This window comes from Ruminococcus sp. HUN007 (assembly GCF_000712055.1).
In the GTDB taxonomy this organism is placed as follows: Bacteria; Bacillota; Clostridia; order Oscillospirales; family Ruminococcaceae; genus HUN007.
Genome location: NZ_JOOA01000002.1, coordinates 1837510 through 1854235, shown reverse-complemented (window position 1 = coordinate 1854235; position 16726 = coordinate 1837510). Strand labels below are relative to the sequence as shown.

The 16726-nt window shown below is 46.1% G+C and carries 12 protein-coding genes and 1 pseudogene; 6 read left to right on the top strand and 7 right to left on the bottom strand.

The features are described 5' to 3' along the window. Window positions 1-77: 77 nt before the first annotated feature. Complete coding sequence (locus CC97_RS12135; protein WP_044975184.1) at window positions 78-1946, bottom strand: ABC transporter ATP-binding protein; 1869 nt, start codon at window positions 1944-1946, stop codon at window positions 78-80. Window positions 1947-2162: 216 nt separating this feature from the next. On the opposite strand from CC97_RS12135, the gene CC97_RS12130 reads away from it, so the two are divergent. Genes CC97_RS12130 through CC97_RS12120 form a run of 3 tightly spaced genes read left to right on the top strand, consistent with a single transcriptional unit; the run spans window position 2163 to window position 5285 of the window. After that, window positions 2163-3287 carry a DUF4178 domain-containing protein gene (locus CC97_RS12130; RefSeq protein ID WP_044975183.1) on the top strand — a complete coding sequence of 375 codons (1125 nt, stop codon included), beginning with the start codon at window positions 2163-2165 and terminating at the stop codon, window positions 3285-3287. Window positions 3288-3300: 13 nt separating this feature from the next. Next, the gene (locus CC97_RS12125; protein WP_044975182.1) at window positions 3301-3735 is read left to right on the top strand and encodes a DUF350 domain-containing protein; all 435 of its coding nucleotides are present in this window, start codon (window positions 3301-3303) and stop codon (window positions 3733-3735) included. Next, window positions 3735-5285: a polyamine aminopropyltransferase gene (locus tag CC97_RS12120; RefSeq protein WP_044975181.1), complete on the top strand. Its 1551-nt coding sequence runs from the start codon at window positions 3735-3737 to the stop codon at window positions 5283-5285. The genes CC97_RS12125 and CC97_RS12120 overlap by 1 nt, the downstream gene beginning before the upstream one ends. Window positions 5286-5378: 93 nt before the next feature. Here the strand turns inward: CC97_RS12120 and CC97_RS12115 are convergent, their stop codons facing one another. Then, window positions 5379-5960 (bottom strand): cyclase family protein, encoded by a 582-nt coding sequence (locus tag CC97_RS12115; RefSeq protein ID WP_044975180.1) that lies wholly within the window; start codon window positions 5958-5960, stop codon window positions 5379-5381. 330 nt (window positions 5961-6290) lie between these two features. On the opposite strand from CC97_RS12115, the gene CC97_RS12110 reads away from it, so the two are divergent. Next, window positions 6291-7127 (top strand): YitT family protein, encoded by an 837-nt coding sequence (locus CC97_RS12110; RefSeq protein ID WP_044977019.1) that lies wholly within the window; start codon window positions 6291-6293, stop codon window positions 7125-7127. A 42-nt stretch (window positions 7128-7169) separates the two neighbouring features. On the opposite strand, the gene CC97_RS12105 is transcribed toward CC97_RS12110, so the two are convergent. After that, entirely contained in the window at window positions 7170-10265 is a 3096-nt protein-coding gene (locus CC97_RS12105; RefSeq protein ID WP_049962880.1) for an HD domain-containing phosphohydrolase, read from the bottom strand. Further along, window positions 10255-11319 (bottom strand): TRAP transporter substrate-binding protein, encoded by a 1065-nt coding sequence (locus CC97_RS12100; RefSeq protein WP_049962879.1) that lies wholly within the window; start codon window positions 11317-11319, stop codon window positions 10255-10257. The genes CC97_RS12105 and CC97_RS12100 overlap by 11 nt, the downstream gene beginning before the upstream one ends. Before the next feature lie 255 nt (window positions 11320-11574). On the opposite strand from CC97_RS12100, the pseudogene CC97_RS12095 reads away from it, so the two are divergent. Then, window positions 11575-12979: pseudogene (locus CC97_RS12095) on the top strand (sodium:alanine symporter family protein). 177 nt (window positions 12980-13156) lie between these two features. On the opposite strand, the gene CC97_RS12090 reads toward CC97_RS12095, so the two are convergent. The 3 genes from CC97_RS12090 to CC97_RS12080 all read right to left on the bottom strand — a co-directional run bounded on the left by CC97_RS12090 (window position 13157) and on the right by CC97_RS12080 (window position 15595). Next, entirely contained in the window at window positions 13157-13945 is a 789-nt protein-coding gene (locus CC97_RS12090) for an ABC transporter permease subunit (RefSeq protein WP_044975179.1), read from the bottom strand. Window position 13946: 1 nt separating this feature from the next. Beyond that, window positions 13947-14822 carry an ABC transporter ATP-binding protein gene (locus tag CC97_RS12085; RefSeq protein ID WP_044975178.1) on the bottom strand — a complete coding sequence of 292 codons (876 nt, stop codon included), beginning with the start codon at window positions 14820-14822 and terminating at the stop codon, window positions 13947-13949. 161 nt (window positions 14823-14983) lie between these two features. Further along, the gene (locus CC97_RS12080) at window positions 14984-15595 is read right to left on the bottom strand and encodes a TetR/AcrR family transcriptional regulator (RefSeq protein WP_044975177.1); all 612 of its coding nucleotides are present in this window, start codon (window positions 15593-15595) and stop codon (window positions 14984-14986) included. A 236-nt stretch (window positions 15596-15831) separates the two neighbouring features. Here CC97_RS12080 and CC97_RS12075 point away from each other — a divergent pair, with 236 nt between their 5' ends. After that, window positions 15832-16383 (top strand): metallophosphoesterase family protein, encoded by a 552-nt coding sequence (locus CC97_RS12075; protein ID WP_044975176.1) that lies wholly within the window; start codon window positions 15832-15834, stop codon window positions 16381-16383. Window positions 16384-16726: the final 343 nt, after the last annotated feature.

Genomic DNA, 16726 nt, shown 5'->3' with positions numbered 1-16726 from the left:
CCCAACCCCCTCCCGGAGGGAGGGGGCTAATTAGAGAGGGGCTTCGCCCCTTTACCCATGATTCTGATATGAACACATCAATGTTCCTCTGCATTTTCACCTTCGGAGTAGCTGAAGTCGGTCTGAGGTTTTTCGGCAGCCTTTGAGAACTGTGTTTCGTAGAGCTGGGTGTAAACGCCGCCGGCACCTACCAGTTCCTCGTGTGTGCCGCGTTCGGCGATCTCACCGTCCTTGATAACGAGTATCTCGTCGGCGGCAAGTATAGTTGACAGACGGTGTGCAATGAGAATGCTTGTACGCGATTCGATGAGCGGTTCTATTGCGTCCTGTATCTTCTGTTCAGAAATGGAATCGAGTGCCGATGTTGCTTCGTCGAATATCATGAGTGCCGGATCTTTAAGAAGTATTCGTGCAATAGAAATTCTCTGCTTTTCGCCGCCGGAAAGCTTGAGACCTCGGTTGCCGACTATTGTATCAAGCCCTGTTTCCTGTTTTTCAATGAAGTCGTAGATGTTCGCACGTTTACACGCTTCGATGAGTTCCTCCTCAGTGGCATCCGGTTTTGCGTAAAGGAGATTGTCACGTATGGTTCCGTTGAAAAGATAGGTCTCCTGACTTACTATGCCGATATTTTCTCTGAGGAATCCAAGGTCGAGAGTTTTTACGTCTCTGCCGTCAAAAAGCACGCTTCCTTCGATAACGTCATAGAGTCGTGGTATCAGGTTTATAAGGGTACTCTTTCCGGAGCCGGAAGGACCTACGATAGCGATACAGTTGCCCTTGTCGAGTCTGAAGCTTATGTCGTGAAGTATCTCGCGCTCCGGTTCGTAGTAAAAACGCACACCGCGGAATTCAACTTCACCGTCGGCGTGGTCAGGTGTAACTGCATCCGGTGCGTTTTCGATCTCAGGCTTCATGTCGTAGTACTCGAAAATACGCGTGAACATGGCCATGGAACGGATCCAGTCGACCTGAATGTTCAAAAGCTGGTTTACCGGCATGTACATCTTGCTGAGAAGAGCCACGAGCACGCTTATCTGACCGACGGTAACTGTCGGGTCGAAGCACATCATTATTATACCGCCTACAAGGTAGATGAGCATAGGCCCGATGTTTGTAAAAGTTCCGAGAGCCATACGGAACCAGCGTCCGGCCATGCTTTCCCTGATGTTGAGGCCGATCATTTTTCTGTTGGCAGTTTCGTAGCGGTCGTACTCCGTCTTTTCCATTCCGAAGAGTTTTACGAGAAGCTGACCGCTTACGGAAAGTGTTTCGTTGAGAATGCCGTTTATCTCGTCACTGCATGCCTGGGATTCGCGGGTAATCTCGAACCGGCGTTTTCCGGCACTTCTTGTCGGAATGACAAACAGCGGTACTACAGCTATGCCGACCAGCGCAAGCTTCCAGTTTTCACGGAACATGAGGACCAGTGCAACGGTCAGTGTGATGGAGTTTGAGATAATGCTTGTGAGCGTGTTCGTGATTATCTGCTGTACTCCGGAAATGTCGCTTGTCATTCGTGTGATTATGTCGCCCTGATTATTGTTCGTAAAGAACCGCTGCGACATTTTCTGCAGATGCGAGTACATGGAATTTCTCATGTCGTAGGTAATGTGCTGTGCTATCCATGTGTTTAAGTAGCTTTCCAGAATGCCGATAAGATTGGCAAGCAGGGTAACGCCGAAGGAAAGAACTATGTAGAAAATGAGCTTGTTAAGATTTTTTGCGATAAGTCCGTCGTCGATTATGCGGCCGGTGAGTACCGACGGCATAAGGGTCAGCACGGCGGAGCAGAGTATTGCTGCAAGTACAAATAACATCTGTATTCTGTACGGCTTAAGGTATGAGAAGATCCTCTTTAAAAGTCCTCTGGTTACTCTGGGCTTGTTCTGCTTTTCTTCTTCTGTCAGAAATCCCGGTCCGAGCCTTCCTCCTCCTGGTGGCATAGATATTTCTCCTTTTTCATAACATTTGTCCGGCTTAATCAGTGTTTCCTTAGTAAATTATAAAACAATGAGGTGTTTTTGTCAAATTTTTGACAGGGCGGAGCTTGTTTATGGATAAACCGGTGTTTCCGCGTAACTGGCTGTTGACTGCATGACAGATGCTGCGGTATAATAAATAATGTGTATTTGTAACCGGAAAGGAGAAACGGAAAAACAATGAAGTTTTCAAGAGGAGATGTGCTGCTTGTTGACGGAGTCGAGTATGTTGTTCTGGGGTCGGTGACTTACCGGAACACAGCCGACGGTAACTGCTGGGATGAATACCGGATGCAGAGAACCGAGGGATGTGCAGAGGCATGGCTGAGTATCGATGATGTATTCAGTGAATACTCGGTCACACATGTTGTCGGGGAACGCTGTCCGTCATTAAGAGGCTATCACATAGTCGATCACGGTCACGAGGTCGTTATTGCCGCAAGCGGATCAGTCGATGTCGTGCCGGGCGATCAGGCTGATTTTAACGAATACGAAGACGATACAGAGGAAAAAATCATATCAGAGGAACTCTGGTCGGACGGAGCCGAGTATTCCGCCGGTCATTATCTCGATCCCGAAGATATTTTCCTTAGCCGTCATGATAAAGCGGCACTCGGAAAAGCTGAGGCTTTGACACGCAGGCGTGCTTATCTGATCACGGCACTGGCGTTACTGGTCTTCTGCATTCCACTGCTTGCCGGGATATTTGAATTTTTCAGTTCGCTTTTTTACAGTCCGCAGACCATATCACACTATCTGAGCAGGCAAAGCAAAACTGCGGCTCCGCGCTATTCATACGTGACATCCGTAACAGGTGAGGCAAAACAGAAGGCTGATGTTTACAGTGCCGGTTCGGCATACAGTATCGATTTTATTGCTGAAGACATAATCACGGCGATCGAGGGCGAGACCGAGTATGTTCAGAAGGATGATGAAGCCGGAGAAGGTGAGGAAGGTTCAGTGGCTATCCTTACGAAAAAGGAGTACTGCCTTGTTTATCCTTCCGAGGATAACAATGAGGTGCTCGTTCAGGTTTCAAAACGAAAGTTCACCTACACCACGGACGAATCACCGTACCGGAGCAACAGACATGCCAGACGGTACTACAGACGTTTTTACTATTCAACAGGATACAGTTCTGACTCATCGTCATACAGAAAATACTCGTCTCCGTACAGTTCGTTTGATGACACTTCCATCAGTTATTCAGACAGCAATTCATTGAACACGTATTCCGGCACTGTACGTCAGGACAGTATAAATGCACGCCGGTCTGACGGCGGCGGCTTAAGCAACGGAAAGTAACAGGAGGGACATTATGAGTTTGGTTATTGATCTCGCAGAAGCAGCGCTTTATTCATGCATAGGTATAGTTCTTATGGCACTCGGCAATTTTCTTATTGACCTGATCATTCCGTGTTCATTTCCGGAGGAAATAAAGAAAGGAAACAAGGCGGTCGGTTTTGTTTCAGCCGGTACGAACATCAGTGTGGGAATAATCCTGAGAGCGGCAGTTGCGTCGCCGGAAGCGGAAGATGCTCTGGACGCGGCACTTGCTACGGGAATAGTGAGCAGTCTTCTCTACTTTGCGGCAGGAATTCTCTTCTTCATGCTAGGTTACATCGTTATCGATAAAATAAACAGGCAGTACAGACTAAGTGAGGAAATCGGAAAAGGCAATACTGCAGCCGGCATAATGGTGGCCGGTATCTTCATCGGACTTTCTGCTGTTATAAGCGGAGTGATCATCTGATGCAGGAAAACACACAGAAAGAAGCTAAAGCTGATATTAAAGAGACGGTCAGAAGTGAATACCGTCTGCTCATGCTGACCACGCTGCTCATTTCGGGCTGTTCCATGGTCTACGAGCTTATCATCAGTGCGGTGAGTTCCTATCTGGTGGGCGATTCCACTTTGCAGTACTCCGTTACCATCGGACTTTACATGTTTGCACTCGGCATAGGTTCATTTCTTTCGAAGTACATAAAAAAGGATCTGTGGGGAGCTTTTGCAAAGGTGGAAATACTGATCGGTGTTACCGGCGGTACCTGTTCGCTTACGCTCTTTCTTTCGAATCTGTACCTCGAATCATACGTTCTGGTCATGTATGCCGAGATACTGGCTATAGGAACTCTCGCCGGACTTGAAATACCGCTGCTTACCAGACTTATCGAGGAGGACAGGCAGGAGTTAAGGCTTACGCTTTCGTCTATATTTTCATTTGACTATATCGGCGGACTGGTAGGATCAGTAGCATTTCCGATGATCCTGCTTCCGCATCTCGGTTACTTTGCAACCTGTTTTCTGTCAGGAGCACTTAACCTGACAGCTGCAGCACTTATCATTTTCAAATATCAGAAAAAGCTGAAACATTCATCAGTATACAAGATCGCAGCGGCATTTCTGCTTGGATGTATGCTCTGCGGAATGTTCGGTTCGGAAAACATCGGTCAGCTTATCGAAGGCGGTCTTTACCGGGACCGGGTGATCCTTTCCGAACAGACAGCCTATCAGAAGATCGTTGTCACAAAGCATAAGGATGATCTCCGCCTTTACATAGACGGCAACGTTCAGTTTTCAACTTCGGATGAATACCGTTACCACGAAGCACTGGTTCACGTACCGATGAGTTATGCGGAAAACCGTGACAGTGTTCTTGTTCTCGGCGGCGGCGACGGAATGGCAGCGAGAGAGCTTTTAAAATATCCGGAAACGAGGATAACTCTTGTTGACCTTGATCCGGGCATGACGGAACTGTGCAGTACCGATCCCGTGATAGCGAAGGTAAACTGCGGTTCTCTGTCTGACGAAAGACTTACCGTGATCAATGATGATGCGTATAAATATCTCGAAGAGTCCGATGAACGTTTCGACGTTATAATAGTCGATCTTCCGGACCCGAACAACGAGGCACTCAACAAGCTTTACACCAATGTGTTCTACCGCCTGTGTGCGGCACATCTGAACGAAGGCGGCGTTATGAACGTTCAGTCAACTTCACCCTACTATGCGAAAAAAGCCTACTGGTGCATAGGGAAGACCATGGAAAGTGAAGGCCTTTCAGTACGGTCCTATCATCTTGAAGTACCTGCCTTCGGCGACTGGGGATTTCACATGGCATCGGTGTCAGAACTTCGGAAAAAGCATCCGGTACCGGAAGACACACGGTATCTGTCTGAAGAAAACATTGAAGCAATGTTCATTTTCGGCAAGGATGAAAAGTCGGAAAGCATAGAAGTCAATCATCTTACAAAGCCGGTTCTTATTCAGTATTACAACGAAGCAGTAAAGGACTGGGAATGATAAAACAAATGACCCCTTAAGCAGAACGGTCAGTATACGTCTGCTTAAGGGGTTTTTCGTCTTTACGGTAAAGTTTTCGGTGTTATAAAGTGTTTATTTTATAAGATAAGCTCTGCATGGTGCACCGTCGCTGCCTCCGAGATTAAGCGGAGCGGCACTCAGAAAATAACTGCCTTCCTCCACGCTTTTCAGTACAACTCCTTCAAGAAGCACGACTTCTGATCCGAGAAGAATGAGATGCACTTCCTTCGGCGCATCTTCCGGGCCTACCGTCTGGCTTTCATTTCCGAGCAGTTTTACGCCCGCTTCGGCAAACACCTTTGCGGCATCTGCTGTTACAGTTGCCTTTCCGGCAATGAGTATTCGTTCGGCAGCATCAGCGGCATTTGCTTTTTCCATTATGCTGCCGGCATCTGCGGCAGTAACGTCACCGGTGTGTCTGGCAACGTAGCACCTGCCAACGTACGGATCCAGCCCCATCTGATCAATTGTTCTTCCGCTGTCGATAAAGTGGTACGGTGCATCGACGTGTGTTCCGTTGTGTGCACACATCTGTATTTCGGTCAGATTACATATTTCGCCGTCTGAAATTTTCATTACCTGATTTCTTACCGGCTGCGGATCTCCCGGAAATACATTACAGGTGAACACTTCCTGTGAAATGTCTATGATCATTTATAATCCCTCCATAAGTTTCTGAAAATACTTAAGGAAACACTGATTAAACCGGAAATCAGGATTTGCCGGATTTCCGGAGGTGGGATTTGCGTGGCTTCGCCCCGGAGCCACACGCTGATTTATGAATAAATCAGCGTTCCCCTAATGAATATATTTTAACATTTTTACTGACAGACTTCAATAATTTACAGAAGATTCTCTGCCTTCCATGTGAAAATGCGTGATCGTCCGGTGTTTCTCAGAGTTGACATAAAAATCAAAACATAATATAATTAATATAAATAACAGGCAGATTCGCCGAAAATGTACAGGAAGGCTGACGGAAACATGAAAAAAAATTTCAGGCTGATAATGGATTATGTACTTATAGCTACAGGAGCACTGCTTGCAGGTTTTTCTGTTGCCTGCATACTCATTCCCAATGACGCTATAGATTACGGAACAGCCGGAATAGGAATACTGATAAACAAGTTTACAGGCTATAGTCTTTCACTCTGCGTTATCGGAGTGTTTATACCGTTTCTTCTGGCAGGCTTTGTTTTTCTGGGAAAATCGTTTATGGTCAAGGCGCTCGCCGGTTCGGTGGTATATACCGTGTCACTTGAATTTTTTGAAAAGATCCCGTTTGAACTTAATACCGAGCATTTTCTGGCGGTGGCCTTCGGAGGAGCAATTCTCGGAGCGGGCCTGTCGATGATACTGCGCAGCGGAGGCTGCATCGACGGTTCAGAGATACTCGCCAATATCATAGTGAGCAGACTTTACAACAAAACGGGACGAAACTACAGCATGAGTCCGATACTGATAGGATTCAATGTGTGCGTCTATTCCGTAGTGTTCCTTAAACTGAACAGAAATGCAGCACTTTTAAGTCTGCTTGTGTATATCGTTGCGACAGCGGTGATCGATCATTTTACTGATCATTTTGAATCGATAAAGCAGGTTACTATTATCACCAAGGATGCTGATGCAATAGTAAACGAGATCAAGGAAAAGCTGAACAAAACATGCACCATCATGGATTCGCGCGGTGCTATAGCCGGTGAAAATACGACACTCATCTGCTACATAAGCTATTTCGAGCTTCAGGCTTTAAGAGAGATCATTTCGAGAAACAAGGGAACCTTCAGTACGGTCTCGACAATTGATGAAATACTGAGATAAAACAAGGGCGTACACGGAACACATCCGTATACGCCCTTGTTTTTATTTGCTCATTCCGTATTTTTCGTGTATGTTGTCAATGTTTTCAGTGGAACCTCCGCCCTTGTCGTTCGGGTCGCGGAATTCACCTTTTTCCACCAGTCGCAGGAATGCTTCGACAACGTCTGTTGTGAGCTGTGTGCCGGATACTTCCTTTATAATGGAAACGGCTTTATCAAAATTCATGCGGTCACGGTACGGTCTGTTGGAGTACATGGCGTCAAAGCAGTCGGCGACTGCGATTATCTGCGCAACACGTGGTATTTCACCGCCTTTCAGATGCTGCGGATAACCCTTTCCATCCGGACGTTCATGATGGGAATGTGCACCGGTGGCCAGTTCCGGCATGATGCTTATGTCTTTCAGTACACTGTATCCGAGTGTGGAGTGTGACTGTATGACAGAGTATTCCTTGTCTGTGAGTTTGCCCGGTTTGTTCAGAACTTCAGCCGGTATGCCGATTTTTCCTATATCATGAAGGAGAGCAATGTTGTAGTACTTTTCGACGGTGTCTTCATCGCAGCCGAGTTCGCGTGTCAGCATTGCAGTGTAGTTTGCGACGCGTTTGGAATGACCGTTTGTGTACTTGTCCTTCATATCGATCGTTTTTGCGAACGCTTCTATCATCTCACGGACGAAGGTCTTGCTTTCTCTGTCACGTTTACGGTAGTAGGAAGTTCTTCTCTTTACGTACAGACGCGATATTTCCTCAAGTGCGACCAGACCAAGTATAACGCATACCCACGGGAACCAGATATGCTCATGTATCTTTTTCTCCTTGACGACATTTATGCTGAATTTCTGCTGTATCTGGTTTGTGTTGTCCAGCAGTGAAAGGTCGAAGACGTACGGTTTCCCTTTAAGATTGGTGTATCTGACCGGCTCCATTTCCGATTTCCTTACAGTGGTCGGTTCATTATCCATTCCGTCGAGAAAATACTGGATTTTCGGATTCTGAAGAGTGTAGGTGAGAACGTGGCAGTACACGGTAACTGTATTGGCAGCTGACGGAAGTTTTATTGTACCCGACTGGTCAGGATAGTATTTTATGCCGTCGGCTTCAATGTACGGAACAGAGAATTTTACTGTGCCGGACTGTTCAAAATAGTGGTCCATGTTCACTCGCGTAACTCCTGTTCTGCATGATATGAACAGGTTTCCCCGGCTGTCAGTGCTGCTGTACGAATTTCCGGTCGGAACGCTTGGCAGACCGTTTGAAGTATCGTAGAAAAGATATTCAAATTTATTTCCTGACAGTACGTCCTCTGCATCGGCTACATATATGCCGTTGGATGAAAGTGTCCACATTTTTCCGTTGCTGTCGAAGAACAGATCGTAGTTGTTGCTGTAAGGAAAGTTCTCCACTGATTTTATGACGCCGTCTTTCAGGTACTGGATGGAGTTTGAGGTGACGATCCAGTAAAGTCCGCGCTCCTTGTCTTCACGGATACGCATTATAACGTCGCTTGTGAGCCCGTTCTCACGTCCCAGTTTTGAGATACGGTTTCCGTCGATGACAAAAATGCCGCCGCCGTCTGTTCCGAGATACCAGCATCCGTCACTTCCGCAAAGAGCCGTGAGTATGACAGGCGTGCTTATTCCTGAATCAGAACTTATGTTTCGTATTACTTTTCCGTCCTTTATTACCGACAGGCCGTCATCCGTTCCGGCAAGTACGGAGCCGTCCGGTGTGAAAGCGGTGCAGCGGACACGGTTGGATGCAAGATTGTCATTTTCGGTGAAGGAAATGATCTTTCCCGCCGAGGTGCAGCATATCAGTCCGAGATCGTTTGAATATGTTGATATCCAGAGATCGTTCTTTTTGTCGGTCATAATGCAGCGAATACGTGCATTGCCGATATATTCGGTAAGCTCGTTTTCGGTCTTTCGGTTGTCTGAACCGATTATCTGCAGTCCGAGGTCAGTTCCTATGTACATCACGCCGTTACGGAAGCAGGAAGCATTCACAACGAGATGATCGAGGCCTGCCTCCTCGGTAATGTCAGTGTACTGGTTGGAAACGATCTTCATTACACCCTGACGTGTGGAGGCAACCCAGAGATTGCCTTCGTAGTCTTCGACAAGACTGGTTATGCCGCTTGTCATAGGAAGGTTATCGGGAACGCATATCTGTTCGCTTTCATCAAAGTAACCGATCTCGTTTTCTGTAAGCACCCACAGATATCCGCCTACATATGTAATGCGGTTGATGTTTCCGCGTATGTGCGGCCCGTCACCGTGCGGGTCAAGTATCGTGCGGAGGTTTTTCAGTCCGTTTGTAAAGTCTCCCTCGTAAATGTATCCGGCGTTCGAGGCAAGATAAATTTTTCCCGGACTGTCCGGAACGGGATAAACGGCTGAAATATCGCCTGATTCCAGGGCGTTTCCGCTGTAGAATTCTTTCAGGTGAAGATCTTCTATACAGAATACCGAGCCGTTTTTGGCTGCACCGTAAATCGTGCCGTTTTCATCTGAAAAGATCTGGTTTATATAAGTCGTGTAGATCTGCGGCTCCTTCAGATCATGGAGCTTCATTTCGCTGTCTATGTAATAGATGCCGTATGTTGAGCCGATGAGAATATTGCCCTCAGCATCCTCTGTGATACAGCGTATTGATGATGAGCGCAGACCCTCTTTGTAAGTGTAGTGTACCGAGCTGCTTCCTTCGGTCATGACGATACCGTTGTCGTTTGTGCCGATCCACATTCGGCCTTTGCTGTCCTCGAAGATGACGTTTACACTTGTTATGCCGTCAGTGGAATCCTGTCTGACGAACGATGTGCCGTCATAGCGTATGAGGCCGCTGTATCCGCCGATCCAGATGAATCCGTCATCTGAGGTAAATACGGTGTTTGCATCCGAAGTCGGAAGACCGTTTTCTGAATTGTAAAGTCTGGCGGAAAAACCGTGATCCTGTAACTTTCCCGTTACGGCAGCAGTACCTCCGTGTAAATGCGTATCACTGTCTCCGGCAGGGGTATCTGCAAAAGACAGTGATGAAGAAAGTGTCGTGCTGATCAGTAGGGTCAGAACTGCAAGTACAGAAAGAACTGCACTGACAGCAAAAGCTGATCTTATTTTTCCCCGATTAGTGTTCATTCCTGTAATCCCCGATCATATCAAGTAGTTCCGAGCCGTAGGAAACGCTGAATTTGTCGATGACATCTGATGTAGCTTCCTTGAACGGCCTGAGTTCCGGATATACTATTTCCATTCCTTTATTCTGAAGAGCTGCTACGAGATCTTTTGTCTGCTGCTTTACGAGTTCACGGTCCTGTTTCTGTGCGGCGGCAGCCTGCTCGTTCAGTATTTTCTTATATTCCTCCGGTATCTGCTTCCAGAGATCACTTCTTATAGTCAGCGGCATAGCATCGTAACTGTGATTTGTTACAGACAGGTATTTCTGCACTTCGTACAGATGGTTTGTGTAAATAACAGGTATCGGATTTTCCTGTGCTTCGAACTTGTCTTCCTTAAGTGCCTGTTTCAGTTCCGCGAAAGGATAAACTTCCGGATCAGCGCCGAGAGCTTTCATGGCTTCGATAACGATGTGATTGTCCGGAGTGCGTATGTGAAGGGATTTCATATCCTCACAGTTTCGTACCGGACCTTTCTTTTCAGAGGTCGTAACGCAGCGGAAACCGTTGTCGAACCAGCTGAGAATATGCATGTTGTAGACTTCGAGATCCTTGCCGATGTCCTCCATCGTGTCGCTGTCAACAAATGCCCACGCTGATTCAAAATCCTCAAACAGAAACGGAAGAGCCGTTACTCCAAGACGAGTTGCGTATGTGGCGTAGTTGCCGGCACTTGAAACGGTCATGTCAATGTCGCCGGTGATCATTTTTCCGATAAGTTCGGAATCACTTCCGGCGTCACCGCACGGATGAATGTTTATGCGTATATTGCTGTTTGATTCCCTTTCAACGTTTTTCTTGAAATCTTCAAGTGAAACACCGCGCGGGTCACTTCTGTCAGTTGAATATCCGACTTCTATCATTATGGGAAATGATATCTTTTCTGTTTCTTCTTCAGTGACCGCAATGCTGTCCGCACTGCCCGGTTCCGTTCCTTTGCAGCCGCACAGACTCAGTGCTCCGGCAGCCAGAAAACAGATAAATGCTCTTTTGACAATCCTGTATCTGTTCCCCATAAATAATCCCCCTCTGTATCAGCGTACAAACAGACAGTAATGCTGTTTGTGCTGTTTTACCGTTCAGTATATACACATTTATTATACCTCAAAGATCTACAGAATGCAATATGTATCCGGATTTCGATTTGATCAGTGTTCCGTATAAAACTACTTGAATAGTGAAGCGGTTTCGGGTTATAATAGTAAAGTGTACGTGTGCAGAACGCTGACTTTTTTCAGTGCTGCCGGAAATAACTGTGACAGGAGTATTAAATGGAAACTATAAACAATATCATATCTGAAATAGACGGTTACGTCTGGGGATTGCCTCTCATACTGCTCATAATTTTCTGCGGAATTCTTCTTTCAGTTCGTACGGGTTTCCTTCAGGTCCGTAAGCTCGGTCTTGCACTGAAGTACATGGTGAAGGATGAGGAAGAGGGAAAAGGTGAGGTTTCAAGCTTTGCCGCACTTTGTACTGCGCTGTCCGCAACCGTTGGAACGGGAAACATTGTCGGGGTTGCCACTGCCATAGCTGCCGGCGGACCGGGAGCGCTTTTCTGGATGGAGATCGCGGCCTTTTTCGGTATGGCAACAAAGTATGCCGAGGGTCTGCTGGCTATAAAATACCGTACAGTTGACGGCAATTCAAACTATCTCGGCGGTCCTTTCTACTACATCGAAAACGGTCTGGGAAAAAAAGTTCCGCTGGCTTGGAAAATGCTTTGCAGTATTCGGCCTGTGCGCCGGACTTATGGGTATAGGAACTATAACCCAGATAAACGGTATAACATCTGCTGCAAACAACTTTTTTGATCCTGATGCAGCATGCAGTCTGAATATTTTCGGCCGTGATTACACACTTACGACTATTATTGCCGGACTGGTTATAACACTGGCTGTCGCACTTATTACCATAGGCGGATTAAAGAGAATAGCATCGGTAACTGAGGTAGTCGTTCCTGTAATGATCGTTACTTATGTTCTCAGCTGTCTCATTATTGTTTTTACTCATGTAACAGAAATACCGGCTGCTGTCGCAGAGATCGTGAAAAGTGCATTCGGTCTGCGTCCTGCACTTGGCGGTGCTGCCGGATTTTCAGTCATGATGCTTTCCATGCGTAACGGTGTTGCCCGCGGTATTTTTTCAAACGAAGCCGGCCTCGGTTCCGCACCTATCGCTGCAGCTGCGGCAAAGACAAATGAACCTGTCCGTCAGGGTCTTGTTACAATGACCGGAACATTTATCGATACCATTATTGTATGTACCATGACCGGTTTGTCAATAGTAATGGCAGGCAGCTGGAACAAAGGGCTTGAAGGGGTTGCGGTCACTACCGATGCTTTTAACTACGGCCTTCCGTTTCCGGCAAAGGTGTCATCCTTCATGCTTATGGCATGTCTTGCAGTATTCGCATTTACAACTATTCTCGGATGGAATTACTACTCTGAACGATGCCTTTCCTATCTTACCGGTTCAGACAAAAGGATCACAATGATCTACCGTGTGGTCTATGTACTTGCAGTTTTTATCGGTCCGTATCTGACAGTTGAAGCTGTATGGAATATTGCAGACATTTTCAACGGACTCATGGCAGTTCCGAACGTCATAGCTCTCATACTCCTTTCGGGAGTGGTTTCCTCGGAAACCAAGGATTATCTTAAAAAAATGCGCTGATCTCATATCGGTTTCAGCTGCAATTACAGTGAACGTAATAAGATAAAGAATAAGTTCGGCGGAAAAACAGCCTGACGATATCAGCGTGGAGAAAAATGATAAACAGGGCATGACCTGCGTAAAGTGAGGTCATGCCCTGCTTCTTTTTCCGGTTCAGTATGAGCCGTTTTTTTATATTTATGAAGCTATGTCCTTTCTGCTGTACTTTATGAATGCTGTTACAGCACCGGCTGCAGCTATGCATAAACCGGCAGCCATAAGTACGCAGTCGATCTCTTTGTCAGCTATTATGCTGCTCGGTTCGGCATAGGCATACGGTGTTATGAATTTCAGAAATTCTGCGTCTTCACTCATGTTGCACAGCAGATTGAGGAAGTACATTGCCAGTGCAAGTCCCAGACCGATGCCGAGACTTCCGCGTTTTATGAATGCGGAAATACCGAACGCGATACAGCATATTTCAGCCTGCAGAACAAAGAAGGCGATGTGGATCAGCGTGAAGCTCTTCATGTCAAAGCTTTCGCCTGCAGCCGCTGCGGTAACGAGACTTACTGCAGTGACGAATATATTCAGTACCAGAACTTCAGTAAGTGCGGCAATGAGTTTCTGTATAATTACTGATCCGCGGCTTACAGGGTGGGTGAGAAGAAATTCTGCCGTGTGTTCCTTTTCTTCATTTGCAAGTGCGGAAATTCCTGCAAGAGCGGCAAACATTCCGCCGCCGATACCGAGAGTGTTTCCGCATTCGATGCCGTAGAATCCCATAAGCTGACCGAAATCAAGCTTATCCATTCCGAAGGCTGCAGTAAAGCTTCCCATGTTGGAGAACATAGCTCCCATTTTTTCAGTTTCGTTTTTCATTCCCGGAAACATCAGTATGCATATCATTATCATGCCGCCTACCGCCAGGCTCCAGATTATAAGTGATCGTAAATTCCTTTTCATGTCGCATGCGTAAACTGTCATGTTATTCGCCGCCTTTCTGATAGTAGTGCATGAAGATCTCGTCAAGATCCGGTTCGGTCATCGTCATGTCTGTCAGCGGCAGTGTGCCGAGCACTGACAGAAGCTTTTTTATATCGCCGTTGTAGAGGAAGCTTACCGAATTGCCGGTGACGTTTGCATCTGCAGTTTCAAGTTCTTCCGGAATGGCTGTAACGCCGTGCAGTGTGACACGTTTTGCAGCTGTTTTCGAAAGATTCTCCACGCTGTCAAGAGCGATGAGTCTGCCTTCCTTGATGATCGCAGCCCGTGTGCAGTTTTTCTGTATTTCTGAAAGGATGTGTGAGGAAAGCATTATCGTGCTTCCTTCGGCATTTCTTTCTTTCAGAATATCGAAAAATTCCTTCTGCATGAGCGGATCAAGTCCGCTGGTAGGTTCATCGAGTATGCAGAGACGCGGTTTGTGCTGTAGGGCACAGACTACAGATATCTTTTTCCTGTTTCCGAGTGACAGCTCTTCGACCTTCTTTTTTCTGTCAACGCCCAGCCGGTCACATAAGCGTGAAGCCTCGGCAGTGCAGTCTTTTTTTCTTAAACGTGCGGAAAGCTTTATTATTTCGTCTGCTGTCATGGAACTGTAGAAATTTGCTTCGGACGGCATGTATCCGATGTCCGAAAGGATCTCTCTGTGTCCGGCAACAATGTCTTTTCCGAATATCTGTGCGCTGCCGGAGGTTGGTTTGATAAGTCCGAGAAGTGTCCTTATGGTAGTTGATTTTCCGGCACCGTTAGGACCTATAAAGCCGAAGAATTCGCCTTCTTCAACTCTCAGGTCCAGTTCGGTTATTCCGCGGTATTTACCATAGCGTTTTGTGAGTTTATCTGTATTAATTACACTCATTTTTCTCCCTCATTTCTTTTGTTACTGTCTTTGTGTTGTCTCTTAGGGAAACACTGATTAAATCGGAAATCCGGCGAAGCCGGATTTCCGAAGGTGGGATTTTACGGGGCTTCGCCCCGAACCCCCACGCTGATTTATGAATAAATCAGCGTTTCCTTAGGTTATTCCTGCTTCAGATAAAGCAATTTCCAGAAATTTATCATCTTTCTGAAATCCCGTTCCGCCTTGTCAACGTCAATGATCCCGCTTCGTGTGTTCTCCCACAGATATCCTTCCGAAGCAAAATACATGTCGTTGTACATCATTTCCAGATCGAGTCCGTCCTTGAACTGCGCCGGATCGAGCTTCAGTTTTGAACTGTTTGCCCCGTACGATGCAGTCCTGCCTATAAGTGCCTTGATCTCATCTGCAACTTCCGCATCGGTCTCGTAGTACGCCCTCAGTGTGAATCTTGTGATGTCGGGATATTTTTTCATCATGTTGATCTTGGCAGTCAGACCGCGGAGCATGATCTCAAAAATATCTTCTTCCTCGTAGCATCTGTAATCATTAAGATAGGTAAACGTGATCTCGGCTGCATATTTAAGCAGGTAAAGGTACAGTTCCTTCTTGTTTCTGAAATAATGGAAAAGCAGTGACTTGCTTATTCCGGCCTCCGCAGCTATCTCGCTTACCGGACTTTTTCTGTAGCTGTTTTCCGCAAAAATACGATAACCGGCATTGATAATGCATACTCTTTTTTCCTCGCTTAAATTAAAAAACTTTTCATTCATACTGTTTCTCACCTCCGGTGACCGTTCCGGTCAATGTTATTATAACACCGTTGACCGTTTTGGAGAAGACCCCTTTGAAAAAAATATTTTAATGCATTTTTTCCGGAAAACAGTAGTGATCAGGATGTGAATGTATACCATCAGGAATCAGGTGAAAATTTGTATTGTGGATCGGCCGGTAAGATGTTATAATTGAAGTGTATTATTTCAGAACGATAATAAGAAAAGAGGCAGAAATGAAGCGATATATAAGTGATTACCATATAGGCCATCCGAACGCACTGAGATTTGACGCAAGACCGTTTTCATCACTCGATGAGATGCACGAAACGATCATAAGCAACTGGAACAGCGTAGTAGGAAACGGTGATGAGGTCTATATACTCGGAGACTTCGCATGGAAGAATGATGTCGGACTTGAAGTGCTGAAAAAGCTCAAAGGCCGGAAATATCTTATTCTCGGAAATCATGACAGAATGAACGCCGAACTGGAAAAACAGTTTGTCTGGGTAAAAGAAATGGAAACAGTAAAAGACGGAGAAAACCACGTTGTTCTCTGCCATTATCCGATCGCTCACTGGAAAAATGCAGATTACGGATATATACATCTGTATGGCCATATACATACAGGCAGAGACTATGATCCTTATAAGGAGTATGCCGAAAAAATGAAAGCAAGGGATCTTCCGTATGAGTGCTACAACGTCGGATGCATGCTGCCGTACATGGATTATACTCCGAGAACGCTGAAAGAGATAGTGGAGAATTCGAAGCTTTTGGTTCAGTAAGCGGAAAAACTTATTACGACCGGCAGTAGGCTGCGAATAAAAGGTTGCACAGGTTCCGTTCCGGAACCTGTGCAATTATAATTTTACCCCCTCGTTCGAGGGGGTAACTCATTTTCTGAAAGAATTGGCGCGAACTTATATATGATAATGACAATGTGACAGTCAGAAAATTACATTGTTATATTGCCGATGAAATGTTATAATTGAAATATATTCACGAAGGAAACAAGCGAAGGAAACAAGCGAAGAAAACAAGCGAAGAAAACAAGCGAAGAAAACAAGCGAAGAAAACAAGCGAAGAAAACAAGCGAAGAAAACAAGCGAAGAAAACAAGCGAAGAAAA

Excerpts from the sequence above, each read along its gene's own strand:
- CC97_RS12135 (WP_044975184.1), bottom strand. The coding sequence starts at position 1,946 with ATGCCACCAGGAGGAGGAAGGCTCGGACCGGGATTTCTGACAGAAGAA.
- CC97_RS12130 (WP_044975183.1), top strand. The coding sequence starts at position 2,163 with ATGAAGTTTTCAAGAGGAGATGTGCTGCTTGTTGACGGAGTCGAGTAT.
- CC97_RS12125 (WP_044975182.1), top strand. The coding sequence starts at position 3,301 with ATGAGTTTGGTTATTGATCTCGCAGAAGCAGCGCTTTATTCATGCATA.
- CC97_RS12120 (WP_044975181.1), top strand. The coding sequence starts at position 3,735 with ATGCAGGAAAACACACAGAAAGAAGCTAAAGCTGATATTAAAGAGACG.
- CC97_RS12115 (WP_044975180.1), bottom strand. The coding sequence starts at position 5,960 with ATGATCATAGACATTTCACAGGAAGTGTTCACCTGTAATGTATTTCCG.
- CC97_RS12110 (WP_044977019.1), top strand. The coding sequence starts at position 6,291 with ATGAAAAAAAATTTCAGGCTGATAATGGATTATGTACTTATAGCTACA.
- CC97_RS12105 (WP_049962880.1), bottom strand. The coding sequence starts at position 10,265 with ATGAACACTAATCGGGGAAAAATAAGATCAGCTTTTGCTGTCAGTGCA.
- CC97_RS12100 (WP_049962879.1), bottom strand. The coding sequence starts at position 11,319 with ATGGGGAACAGATACAGGATTGTCAAAAGAGCATTTATCTGTTTTCTG.
- CC97_RS12090 (WP_044975179.1), bottom strand. The coding sequence starts at position 13,945 with ATGACAGTTTACGCATGCGACATGAAAAGGAATTTACGATCACTTATA.
- CC97_RS12085 (WP_044975178.1), bottom strand. The coding sequence starts at position 14,822 with ATGAGTGTAATTAATACAGATAAACTCACAAAACGCTATGGTAAATAC.
- CC97_RS12080 (WP_044975177.1), bottom strand. The coding sequence starts at position 15,595 with ATGAATGAAAAGTTTTTTAATTTAAGCGAGGAAAAAAGAGTATGCATT.
- CC97_RS12075 (WP_044975176.1), top strand. The coding sequence starts at position 15,832 with ATGAAGCGATATATAAGTGATTACCATATAGGCCATCCGAACGCACTG.